At 68.4% G+C, this 11,849-nt stretch carries 9 protein-coding genes and 2 rRNA genes (1 of these 11 cut by a window edge); 5 read left to right on the top strand and 6 right to left on the bottom strand.

All coding sequences use genetic code 11. The features are described from left to right. From OHB09_RS15365 to OHB09_RS15355, 3 genes are all read left to right on the top strand, one after another. Nucleotides 1-1,872 (top strand): 23S ribosomal RNA (locus OHB09_RS15365) (it extends 1,252 nt beyond the left edge of the window). A gap of 87 nt (nt 1,873-1,959) precedes the next feature. Beyond that, nucleotides 1,960-2,076: ribosomal RNA gene (gene rrf, locus OHB09_RS15360) — 5S ribosomal RNA — on the top strand. Nucleotides 2,077-2,169: 93 nt separating this feature from the next. Then, nucleotides 2,170-2,727, top strand: coding sequence for a GNAT family N-acetyltransferase (locus tag OHB09_RS15355; RefSeq protein ID WP_167795015.1), 558 nt, complete (start codon nt 2,170-2,172; stop codon nt 2,725-2,727). A gap of 16 nt (nt 2,728-2,743) precedes the next feature. On the opposite strand, the gene OHB09_RS15350 is transcribed toward OHB09_RS15355, so the two are convergent. The 6 genes from OHB09_RS15350 to OHB09_RS15325 form a co-directional block, all read right to left on the bottom strand. Then, nucleotides 2,744-4,378, bottom strand: a complete 1,635-nt coding sequence (locus OHB09_RS15350; protein WP_191855056.1) for a type IV secretory system conjugative DNA transfer family protein — start codon at nt 4,376-4,378, stop codon at nt 2,744-2,746. Nucleotides 4,379-4,452: 74 nt separating this feature from the next. Beyond that, nucleotides 4,453-5,886 (bottom strand): ATP-binding protein, encoded by a 1,434-nt coding sequence (locus OHB09_RS15345; RefSeq protein ID WP_006138303.1) that lies wholly within the window; start codon nt 5,884-5,886, stop codon nt 4,453-4,455. Nucleotides 5,887-5,895: 9 nt separating this feature from the next. After that, nucleotides 5,896-7,455 carry an SCO6880 family protein gene (locus OHB09_RS15340; protein ID WP_006138302.1) on the bottom strand — a complete coding sequence of 520 codons (1,560 nt, stop codon included), beginning with the start codon at nt 7,453-7,455 and terminating at the stop codon, nt 5,896-5,898. Further along, entirely contained in the window at nt 7,452-8,795 is a 1,344-nt protein-coding gene (locus tag OHB09_RS15335) for a hypothetical protein (protein ID WP_006138301.1), read from the bottom strand. Before OHB09_RS15335 ends, OHB09_RS15340 begins: the two co-directional genes overlap by 4 nt. Further along, the gene (locus tag OHB09_RS15330) at nt 8,785-9,678 is read right to left on the bottom strand and encodes a hypothetical protein (RefSeq protein ID WP_167795017.1); all 894 of its coding nucleotides are present in this window, start codon (nt 9,676-9,678) and stop codon (nt 8,785-8,787) included. Before OHB09_RS15330 ends, OHB09_RS15335 begins: the two co-directional genes overlap by 11 nt. Before the next feature lie 276 nt (nt 9,679-9,954). Further along, nucleotides 9,955-10,263, bottom strand: a complete 309-nt coding sequence (locus OHB09_RS15325; protein ID WP_006138299.1) for a hypothetical protein — start codon at nt 10,261-10,263, stop codon at nt 9,955-9,957. A gap of 738 nt (nt 10,264-11,001) precedes the next feature. On the opposite strand from OHB09_RS15325, the gene OHB09_RS15320 reads away from it, so the two are divergent. Further along, entirely contained in the window at nt 11,002-11,334 is a 333-nt protein-coding gene (locus OHB09_RS15320) for a hypothetical protein (RefSeq protein ID WP_006138298.1), read from the top strand. Nucleotides 11,335-11,384: 50 nt separating this feature from the next. Next, nucleotides 11,385-11,696, top strand: coding sequence for a pore-forming ESAT-6 family protein (locus tag OHB09_RS15315; RefSeq protein WP_040894055.1), 312 nt, complete (start codon nt 11,385-11,387; stop codon nt 11,694-11,696). The last annotated feature ends 153 nt before the right edge of the window (nt 11,697-11,849 follow it).

The following is an 11,849-nucleotide window of genomic DNA, read 5'->3' as shown; positions in this document are numbered from 1 at the left end:
CGCCGAAGTCGTGTCATTGCAGCATGTACTCCCAACGGAGGCTGTGATGGGTAGGGGAGCGTCGTCTGCCGGGTGAAGCAGCCGCGTAAGCGAGTTGTGGACGGTTGACGAGTGAGAATGCAGGCATGAGTAGCGATTCACACGTGGGAAACGTGTGCGCCGATTGACTAAGGGTTCCTGGGTCAAGCTGATCTGCCCAGGGTAAGTCGGGACCTAAGGCGAGGCCGACAGGCGTAGTCGATGGATAACCGGTTGATATTCCGGTACCCGCTGTGAAGCGTCAAACATCGAGCATCGTGATGCTAAGGCCGTGAAACCGCCGGGTGCGTCTTCGGACAATCTCGGAGTGGTGGAGCCGCCGGCCCAAGCGGTTAGTAGGTGAGTGATGGGGTGACGCAGGAAGGTAGTCCATCCCGGGCGGTGGTTGTCCCGGGGTAAGGGTGTAGGCCGGACGGTAGGTAAATCCGCCGTTCATCAAGGCTGAGACCTGATGCCGAGCCGATTGTGGTGAAGTGGATGATCCTATGCTGTCGAGAAAAGCCTCTAGCGAGTTTCATGGCGGCCCGTACCCTAAACCGACTCAGGTGGTCTGGTAGAGAATACCGAGGCGTTCGGGTGAACTATGGTTAAGGAACTCGGCAAAATGCCCCCGTAACTTCGGGAGAAGGGGGGCCATGTCTGGTGAGCCGTCTTGCACGGTGAGCTGGGTGTGGCCGCAGAGACCAGCGAGAAGCGACTGTTTACTAAAAACACAGGTCCGTGCGAAGCCGTAAGGCGATGTATACGGACTGACGCCTGCCCGGTGCTGGAACGTTAAGGGGACCGGTTAGTCACTCTTCGGGGTGGCGAAGCTGAGAACTTAAGCGCCAGTAAACGGCGGTGGTAACTATAACCATCCTAAGGTAGCGAAATTCCTTGTCGGGTAAGTTCCGACCTGCACGAATGGCGTAACGACTTCTCGACTGTCTCAACCATAGGCCCGGTGAAATTGCACTACGAGTAAAGATGCTCGTTTCGCGCAGCAGGACGGAAAGACCCCGGGACCTTTACTACAGTTTGATATTGGTGTTCGGTTCGGCTTGTGTAGGATAGCTGGGAGACTGTGAAGCTCGGACGCCAGTTCGGGTGGAGTCGTCGTTGAAATACCAGTCTGGTCGTGCTGGATGTCTAACCTGGGTCCGTGATCCGGATCAGGGACAGTGTCTGATGGGTAGTTTAACTGGGGCGGTTGCCTCCTAAAGGGTAACGGAGGCGCCCAAAGGTTCCCTCAGCCTGGTTGGTAATCAGGTGGTGAGTGTAAGTGCACAAGGGAGCTTGACTGTGAGACCGACGGGTCGAGCAGGGACGAAAGTCGGGACTAGTGATCCGGCGGTGGCTTGTGGAAGCGCCGTCGCTCAACGGATAAAAGGTACCCCGGGGATAACAGGCTGATCTTCCCCAAGAGTCCATATCGACGGGATGGTTTGGCACCTCGATGTCGGCTCGTCGCATCCTGGGGCTGGAGTCGGTCCCAAGGGTTGGGCTGTTCGCCCATTAAAGCGGTACGCGAGCTGGGTTTAGAACGTCGTGAGACAGTTCGGTCCCTATCCGCTGCGCGCGTAGGAGTCTTGAGAAGGGCTGTCCCTAGTACGAGAGGACCGGGACGGACGAACCTCTGGTGTGCCAGTTGTTCTGCCAAGGGCATGGCTGGTTGGCTACGTTCGGGAGGGATAACCGCTGAAAGCATCTAAGCGGGAAGCCTGCTTCGAGATGAGGACTCCCACCCACTTGATGGGGTAAGGCTCCCAGTAGACGACTGGGTTGATAGGCCGGATCTGGAAGCCAGGTAACTGGTGGAGGTGACCGGTACTAATAGGCCGAGGGCTTGTCCTCAGTTGCTCGCGTCCACTGTGTTGGTTCTGAAACCACGAACGATCAGACCGTGTTTTGTTACCGGTTGCTGGTTGTGTTTCATAGTGTTTCGGTGGTCATAGCGTAGGGGAAACGCCCGGTTACATTCCGAACCCGGAAGCTAAGCCTTACAGCGCCGATGGTACTGCAGGGGGGACCCTGTGGGAGAGTAGGACACCGCCGAACAAATATTGGAGAAAGCCCCCGTGCCATTGGCACGGGGGCTTTCTTGTTTTTAAGCAATTTCCGGCGGAGCGCGCGCCGGGTAGCGTGGCCGTCATGAACCACGTGATTCGTGCCATACGTACCGACGAGTGGCCGGCCGTGAAGCGGCTGCGGCTCGAGGCGTTGCGGGATCCCCTGGCTCCCCTCGCCTTCCTGGAGACGTACGAGGACGCCCTCGCGAAGCCGGACTTCTACTGGCAGGAGCGTACGTCGACTGCGGCGGAGGGGGCGTTTCAGCGGCAGCAGTTCATCGCCGAGCGGCCGGACGGCGCATGGGACGGCTCGGTGACCGTACTGGTCGAGGAGGCGGGTTCGGAGGACTTCCTCGGGCACGTCGTGGAGCGTGAGCAGGGGCATCTCGTCGGTGTCTTCGTGCGGCCGGAGCAGCGCGGGACCGGTGTGGCGGCGGCGTTGTTCGAGGCCGCGGTGGACTGGTGCCGGAAGCGGGGGCTGGACCGTGTGCGGCTGTTCGTGCACGAGGACAACGCGCGGGCGGAGGCCTTCTACCGGAAGGCCGGGTTCGTGGCCACCGGAGTCACCGGCCCGGTGCCGGGCGGTTCGGGGCACCGTGAGCGGGAGATGGTCCTGCGATGGCCGTCCGACCCGGCCTGAGGACCGTCGTCCGGTCCTAGACCGGGAGGCGGTACTGCGGCCAGCGCGAGCGGAGTTGTTCGCGGGAGCGGAGCAGGGCCAGAGTGGGGAGGCCCCGGTCGGCGCCGGTGTCGAGGAGCTCCGGGAGCCGGGGGAGGGGGGCGACCGCCGCCACGTCCTCGAGGACGAGGGCAAGTGGTGGGTCGAGGCGACCGGCGGATGACCGTTCGGCCATGCGGCGGCCGCGCTCGACCACGTGTGAGACGAGGGCCGTCAGCAGGGGCATCGCTCCGGGATGCTGTCTGGGGTCCTCGATGGGTTCACCGACCACATAAAGCGTTCCCCCTTCGTTGACGAAGGAATCCAAGGCGAGGGCGTCACTTCGGTGGGGAGTGCAGGCCTCGCGGATATTGACGGTGAACAGTGAGGACAGTGCGCGCGCCGTCAACTCCTGTGCCATGTCGCGGCGGTCGGGATACGAGGTGAGGGCGGCCTCCAGTTCGCCCGCCGTGCCGTGGGACGCCTTGGGGTTCGTGCGCAGGGCCCGTACGGCCTCCTGGACGCCCGTGCCCTGGGCCCAGCGGTGGAGGTGGCGGACGGCGCGGCCGTCCACCGCGGCGGCGTGCAGATAGCAGCGCAGCAGGGTCTCGGCGGTGTCCGCGAGGGCCTGGTCGATCTTGGCGGTGGGGCGGACGGGGGCGAGCAGGGCCTCCGCGCGGGCCTTGGCCGTCTCCCTGTCCTCGCAGCCGGCCGTGGGGGACCAGTGGAGACGGGCCGGGGTGTCGCACAGGTGCGAGGGGTCGTAGAGGAGGACGGGGCCCAGTTTGGCGCGGGCGTCCTTGGTCTCCGCCCACAGGGAGGGGTCGGAGGTGACGACGACGGTGGGCCCGGAGGCGTCCCGCACGGCCTGGACGGCGGCGGGGCGGCGGGTGTCGGCGTGGCCGAGGAGCACGGAGGGGTGCTCCCAGCCGTCGCCTGCCCTCGCGCCGCCCGGCCGGGGGCCCCTCGGCATCCCGTCGTCCACCGCCGGGCGCGGTGCGGGCACGCCGGATGCGGGGATGCCGGGCGCCGGCGCGGCCTCGACCGGTGGAGGCATCGCGGGAGGAGCCGCTGGAGCCGGGGGAGTCACCGCGGCTCCCGGAGCAACCGGTCGGGCGGTCGGAGGGGCTGCAGGGCCCGCTGCCGGCCCCGTGGGCGTCTCCGGTGCCGGCCGTACGGGTTCCGTCCGCGCCGCCGGGGGTGTGTTCCTCGCCTCCGCGCGCCGCCGAGCCCGTACCGCCCGCCATCGGGTCAGCGTGCCCAGGACGAACACCGTCAGGACGACGAGGACCATGAGCTGGGCGATGAACAGGCCCCAGAACAGCCCGTAACCCGAGAGCTGGTCCGCCGGGGTGTCCGGCCAGGCGCCCCTGATGTCGTGCGGCTGCCCCATCAGGTGGCGCATGGCCAGCGGCGTGCGCGAGAACGTCACGCCGTGCGGCCAGGCGCCGCCGGCGAACAGGCCGGACAGGCCCGTGGCCGTCCACACCAGCACCGTCGTGCCGAGCAGGAACAGCAGCAGCCCTATGAGCAGGCCGTCCGGCATGCCGCCGCGGCCGCCGTCCGGCGTGCCGCCTTCAGCTGCTCCGGCGGCCTGTCCGCCCGTCCGGTGACCGCGATCCTCCGGTCTCATGTCGGGTCCACGCCTCCCCGCTGTTCCCGCGCGCCCATGCCCACTCCCGGCGCCGCCCTGTCGCTCACCCTCTTTTACGCCACGGTGGACTCCGAGGACCCGTCGAGGCCGCTCAGTTCGCCCAGATGGTGCTCCATGAAGGCCGCGGCCCGCTCCTCCGCCTCGAGTTCGGCGGCGCGCAGTGCGTCGTCCTCCGGTCGGTCGAAGGAGGACTCGGTCATGGCGCGGTCGGTGAAGACGAGGGGGCGTTCGGTCTCGGTGATGAGGTGCTTGACGACCTGGACGTTGCCGTTGACGTCCCAGACGGCGATGCCGGGGGTCAGCGTCGGGATGATCTCCACCGCCCAGCGTGGCAGGCCGAGCACCCGGCCGGTGGCCCGTGCCTCGTCGGCCTTCTGGGCGTAGATGGTGCGGGTGGAGGCCATCTTGAGGATGGCCGCCGCCTCCTTGGCGGCCGCCCCGTCGACGACGTCGGACAGGTGGTGGACGACCGCCACGAAGGACAGGCCGAGCCGGCGTCCGAACTTGAGCAGCCGCTGGAAGAGCTGGGCGACGAAGGGGCTGTTGATGATGTGCCAGGCCTCCTCGACCAGGAAGATGCGCTTCTTCCGGTCGGGGCGGATCCAGGTGTGCTCCAGCCAGACGCCGACGATCGCCATGAGGATCGGCATGGCGATGGAGTTGCGGTCGATGTGGGAGAGGTCGAAGACGATCAGGGGGGCGTCGAGGTCGATGCCGACCGTGGTGGGGCCGTCGAACATGCCGCGCAGGTCGCCGTCGACCAGGCGGTCCAGGACCAGCGCGACGTCCAGACCCCAGGCCCGTACGTCGTCTATGGCGACGTTCATCGCCTCCGCCGACTCGGGCTCGGGGTGGCGCAGTTGCTCCACGATGTCGGTGAGGACCGGCTGGCGCTCGACGATCGTCTCGTTGACGTACGCGTGGGCGACCTTGAGGGCGAAGCCGGAGCGCTCGTCGAGGCCGTGCCCCATCGCGACCTCGATGATGGTGCGCAGCAGGGCGAGCTGGCCGGTGGTGGTGATGGACGGGTCCAGCGGGTTGAGCCGGATGCCGTGGTTCAGGGCCGCCGTCGGGTCCAGGCGGATCGGCGTTATGCCGAGTTCCTCGGCGATGAGGTTCCACTCGCCGACGCCGTCCTCGCCCTGGGCGTCCAGGACGACGACCTGGCGGTCCCGGAAGCGGAGCTGGCGCAGGACGTACGTCTTCTCCAGCGCCGACTTGCCGTTGCCTGACTCGCCGAGGACCAGCCAGTGGGGGGCGGGGAGCTGCTGGCCGTAGAGCTGGAAGGGGTCGTAGATGTAGCCCTTCCCGGAGTACACCTCACGTCCGATGATCACACCGGAATCGCCGAGGCCGGGGGCCGCGGTGGGCAGGTAGACGGCCTGGGCCTGGCCCGTGGAGGTGCGGACCGGGAGCCGGGTGGTCTCGACCTTGCCGAAGAGGAAGGACGTGAAGGCTTCGGTGAGGATGGACAGCGGGTCCCGCATGGGGCAGCCCTACCTTCGGATGCCGGTGGCGAACGGAAGAGTGTTCACGAAGGCGCGATGGTGCTCGCGATCGCACCACTCCAGCTTCAGGTACGACTTTCCGGCCGAGGCACGGATGGTCCGCTTGTCGCGGGCCAGGGCCTCGGGAGTGCGTGAGGAGACGGTGATCCAGCCGACCAGGTTGACGCCGGCCGCGCCGCTGGCGAGGTCCTCGCCGCGCTGGTCGAGCCGGTTGTTGGCGGCCATGTCGCGCGGGTCGACCGTGCGGTTCATCTTCGCGGCGCGGCTGGCCTCGGCGGCGTCGTTCGTCTTCTCGGTCAGCATGCGCTCGATGGCGATCTCGGTGGGTTCGAGGTCCATCGTGACGGCGACGGTGCGGATGACGTCCGGGGTGTGGACGAGCAGCGGTGCCAGGAAGTTCACGCCGACCGGGGTCATCGGCCACTCCTTGACCCAGGCGGTGGCGTGGCACCAGGGCTCGCGGGTGGTGGACTCGCGGGTCTTGGCCTGGAGGAAGGTCGGCTCGGTGGCGTCCAGCTCGGCAGGCCAGGCGTTGCGCCTGGTCATCGCCTGAATGTGGTCGATCGGGTGGTCCGGGTCGTACATGGAGTGGATCAGGGAGGCGAGCCGGCCCTGGCCGAGCGGCTGGCGGACCCGGATGTCGGCCTCCTGGAGGCGCGAGCAGATGTCGGTGAGCTCGCGGGCCATGACGACGGCGAGCCCGGCGTCGCGGTCCAGCTTCTGGCCGTGCTGGGAGCGGGCGGCGCGCGCCATGGCGTTGGCCTCGGCGGCCAGCTCACGGTTGAAGTGCATGCAGGCGACGAGGTAGGCGCGGTGCTGCTCGCTGCTCGTGGACACCATCGACTGCAGTTCCTCGTAGGAGCGCTGCAGCCAGCCCGGGGAGCGCTCGTCGCCGCGGACGGAGACGTCCTTGGCGTGGGCGTCGGGGTCGGCGGGCAGGGTCCGGGCGAGCATCTGGAGGCGGGTGACGAAGCCGTCGCCGTTGGCCACGTGCTTGAGCAGCGTGCCGAAGCGGTCGACGAGGGCCTCCTGGTCCTCGCTGTCGCGCAGGCCGACGCCGGGGCCCTCGATCTCGATGGCGGCGGTGACCGTGCGCCGGTCGGCGTGCAGCAGGACGGCGATCTCGTCGGGTCCGAAGGGGGCGGCGAGCCAGGAGATGCGGCCGATGCCGGGGGGCGGGCCGATCTCGATCTCGCGGCCGTCGATCCGGGTGCCGGCCTCCATGGCGACGGAACGGTAGGTGGCGTTCCGCTTGACCGTGCGCTTGTAGCTGCGGTTGATCTCGAACCACTTGTAGAACGTACGGCGCCGGTAGGGCACGTAGACGGCGGCGAGCGCGAGCAGCGGGAAACCCGTCAGGGACGCGATGCGCAGGGGGAGCGCGGGGACGAGGAGCCCGCACATCATGCCGAGGAACGCGCCGGCGATGATCAGGGCGATCTCGCCCGTCTCCCGGTTGCGTCCGATGACCGCGTTCGGCCGGGCGCGGCCGATCAGGTACGTCCGGCGGGGCGCGATCGGATGCGACAGGTGGGACTCGGTCGTCAACGCCCTTCACCTCCCGTGCTCTTGGTGCCGCTGTTGCGGGTGTTGCTGGCGTGTGGAGTGTTGACGGGGCTCGAACGGGGTGCGGGCGCGGGGGAGGGGACGGCTCCCCCGCCTCCGTTCCCCGAACGGGAGCTGTGGGCGGCGACGCCGCCCGAGGCCGGGTTGGAGGGGCGGGCACCGCCGGACGCGGCACCGCCGCCCCCGCCGTTGTCGGCGCGGGTGCTGTGGGCCTTGATGCCCTGGGCGACGAAGGTGGCGGGGGAGCTGATGACGGCGGCGGCCTTGCTCTCGGCGCCCTGCATCATGCGGTTGTTGCGGCCGGCGGCGATCTCGTCGCCGAAGCCGGGCACGAAGCGGTAGATCATGGCGCTGGCGAAGATGGCGAGCAGGATGATGGCGAGCCCGGAGACGACCGCGGAGAAGGCGCCCGGACCGTCGTCCGTGGAGAGCGCGCCGGCGAGCCCCAGGACGATGACGATGACGGGCTTCACCAGTATCACGGCGATCATGATGCCCGCCCAGCGGCGGACGTGGCTCCACAGGTTTTTGTCGACCAGGCCGGCGTAGACGACCGTGCCGAGCAGGGCGCCCACGTAGAGCAGGGCGGCGCGGATGACCAGTTCCAGCCAGAGCACGCCGGCGGCCAGGATCGACACCAGGGAGACCACGATCAGCATGATCGGGCCGCCGCCGATGTTCTCCTGCTTCTTCAGCGCGCCGGAGAACGTGCCGAAGAAGGTGTCCGTCTGGTCGCCGGTGGTCTTGGCGAGGACGTCCGTGACGCCGTCGGTCGCGGAGACGACGGTGTACAGGATCAGTGGGGTGAAGGCGGAGGCCAGCACCGTCAGCCACAGGAAGCCGATGGCCTCGCCGATCGCCGTGCCGAGCGGCACGCCGCGGACGGCGCGCTTGGCGACGGCGAGCAGCCACAGCACGAGGGTGAGGATCGTGGAGGCGGCGAAGACGACGGCGTACTGCTGCAGGAACTTGGTGTTGGTGAAGTCGACGGTGGCCGTCTCCTTCACGGCCTCGGACAGCTTGTCGACGGTCCAGGAGGCGGCGTCGGCGCAGCCGCGGGCGAGGGAGGAGAGCGGGTCGAGGGTGTCGCTGACGCCGGGGGAGTCGGAGGAGCCGGAGCCGCTCCGCTGGTTGCCGCGCTGGCAGTAGTCGCCGGCACGACCGACGATGTGGTCGCAGTTCACCCCGCCCGACGACTCCGAGGGTGAGGGGGACGAGGAGGGGTCGGGATCGGCGAAGGCGCGGGTGGCCAGCAGAATGGCGCCGGTCTGCACGGCGGTGACGACCGCCGCGAGCCTGAGCACGCGGTGCTTACCGGGCATACGTGAAGCCTCCGTACTCCTCGACGGCCTTGCTGATCTCGTCGGAGGCGGCGGCCTTGTCGTCACCCGGGACCGGGGTGGGGCCGTCCTTCTGCGAGTCCGAGACGATCTTCCAGTCCCCGTCGGTCCACCGCAGATCGAAGGTCCACGTCGACCAGGACGTGGTCACGGGGTCCGTGGAGCCAGGACCGGCCATGCCGATGAGGCCCATGTACCAGACGGCGACGGTGGCGGAGTCGTTGTCGTACTCCTTGACCTTGCTGCCCACGGGCACGGTCCGGGAGACGAAGGTGCTGCCCTCGGGCGGGCTGCCGTCGGGCTTCAGGCCCAGCCGGTCGAGGAAGCTCGGCGAGTACGCGTCGTCCATGGCATTCCGGAGCTTGCCCGCGGCGGCCTCGGTATAGACCGTGTCGACGATGACGTGCCGGGTGTCCGCGTTGAACATGCCGGTGCCGCCCATTGCCACGGCGTAGTTCGTCGCCGCGCTCTGGGCGCCCTGTTGGTCGTGGGCGTAGCCGGTGGGGATGCCGGAGGTCTTCGTGTCGACCGGGCGCTTGCCGGTGGCCGTCGTGGGGGCGGACTTGGCTCTGTCGCCGGAGCGAGAGCCGTTCGAGGCCGAGCCGCTCCCGTCCCCTCCGCCTCCGCCGCCGCCACGGTTCGCGAAGGCGATGGCGGCGATGAGCAGGACGACGACGGCGACGACCGTCACCGTGCTCCGCGAGGAGCCCCCGCGGCCGCGCCGTGCGCCGCCGTAGACGTCGCCGGGGCGATCCGGAAGCCGGGTGCGGGTCTGCCCCGTGCCTCCGTAGCCGCCGTCGCCGTATCCTCCCTCGTCGCCTCGTGAGGAGGCGTCACCGTATCCGCGCTCGCCACCGGGACTCATGCCGGCCACGCCCCCTTCACCCTCGACCTCGTCCTCGTACCGGGACACTTCGTGCCGGCCCGCTCCGGTTCCGTCGTCCGCGTACCGGCGGAGCGCGCCGGAGTACGACGGTAACCGCGCTGCCCCTCGGGGTAGTGCGGTGAGACGGCTCGATGGTGACTGGACATCAGCTAAACGGAACCTCAGCCGGTGGGGCGCGAAGGGCGGACGGATCGACGGGACCGGGAGCGCGCCCGGCCGCGACCGAGGGGGCGCCGGACGGCGGCCGCCGGCGTGCTAGACGGCCATGCCGTACACGATCGTGAACACTGTGCCGAGCGAGCCGATGATGAAGACCCCGGTCAGACCGGCGACGATCAGGCCCTTGCCCTGTTCCGCGCTGAACGTGTCGCGCAGGGCCGTGGCGCCGATGCGCTGCTTGGCCGCGCCCCAGATGGCGATGGCGAGGCAGAGCAGGATGGCGACGGCCATGACGACCTCGACCATCACGCGGGCCTCGTTGCCGAGACTGCCGAACGGACCCCAGTCTGGGGCGATTCCGCCGATGATGGTGTTGATGTCGCCTTTTTCGGCCGCGAAAAGCATGTAAGTCACCGCCCCTGTCGGGTAGTTCTCCGAACTCTTGCACCTTCGTCGTACCGCACGGAGGCCAGGCTCATTCTCGCTGACAATGCCGCTGTCGTATGTCGACTTGGCGTCATTGATTGGCGGGTTTCGTCTCTTCTTTTGTCTTCCGGACCGCCGGGCGTCTCCTGGGGGACTCGGGGCGGTGTGCGGGGAATCGTATGGTCACTCTGTGTATCACGGCGGATTACGCCGGGCAATGACGTGATGGGGGTAACCCGTGCCGTGGTCCGGTCGTTAGCCCCTTTACGCCCCTGAAGCCCCGTCACGTCGTCGGTGTGCGCCGCCGCGACCCTGGCCTCTCCTCGACGGCCCGGATGAGGCCGCCGCGCGACGGTGCGACCCCCGCGCGCCGTCCCGCCGGGTACTGACGTGCCGTCGGCTGACGACCGGACAGTTCGCCGGGGCGGTGCATCACCCGTCCGGATGAAGGTTAACGCCGTCGGCCGACGGTCGGCCGACGGTCGGGCGGGGAGCCTGGTGGCGGAGCGGCGCGGGTGGCGGGCGGGACCGCGTCCGGACCTCCTTCGTTGCCCCTGTTGCCAACCGCTGTGTTTGCTGTGGCAAGCCTGTTACGTAGCTCGGTTGCGCGAGTTGAGCAGCCTGGGGAACAGTGGTACGGGAGCCAGGCGTAAGGCAGACGTAAGAACGTACGAACGCAGGACGCAGAGAGCCGGAACAGTCAGGGGGATCGATCGCATGAAGTTCGACATGGGTGCACAGACCCTGCAGACGCTGATGCGGGACTCGCGCGGGTCGGGTGACGACCTGGGCACGCTGATCCGTCAGCTCGTGCAGGCCGCGCAGCCGCTGGAGGGCAAGTTCAACGGCGCGGGCCGGGTGGCCTTCGACCAGTTCAAGGCGAAGGCCGACTCGATCACGGCGGACCTGAACGCGTCCCTGTCGGCGATCCTCGGCGGTCAGTCGGGCATGGAGTCGGCCTTCGGGTCCGGCGATCAGGAGCAGGGCGACAACGCGAAGCAGCAGATGTCGGCCGCCAACTTCGACGGAGCACGGTTCGGCGCCCGCTAGCGGACGCTCGACGGACAGGCTGGATTTCTTCTCACGGGGAGTGGTGTGTGATGGCGCAGGGAGCGGACCGTCGTTCGTACGACGTGAGCGCGTCGACTGACGCGCAGGGCAACATCCAGGCGGTCGTGGGCCGCCTGGAGGAGGTCATCGCGGCGCGTGACCGGCAGGTCAAGGCGGCGATGTCGGACTTCACCGCGGACGGCGTGGCGGACGAGTACCACGGCAAGGAGCAGCGGTGGAACCGGGCCTCGCAGGAGGTCAAGAACATCATCGCGCTGGTGAAGTCGACGCTGGAGAAGAACGACGGCACCGCGCAGTCGACGCTCTCGCGGGCCAAGGCGGCGGTCGACAACATCGGCTGACGCGGCCGGTGGCCGGTCGGGGCGATCCGTCGCCTCGGTGACGGTGCCCCTCCTTGGGGACGGGCAAGAGGCAGGAGCGGCGTCGGGGCCGTTACGACGGCAGGAGGCCCCGGCGCCGGGAACAGGGCATGGACGGACTGAGGAGCACGGGGG

The organism is Streptomyces griseoaurantiacus (assembly GCF_036189845.1).
Lineage (GTDB): Bacteria > Actinomycetota > Actinomycetes > Streptomycetales > Streptomycetaceae > Streptomyces > Streptomyces griseoaurantiacus.
The sequence above is the reverse complement of the archived record's forward strand: the minus strand, read 5'-3'. Positions and strand labels throughout refer to the sequence as shown.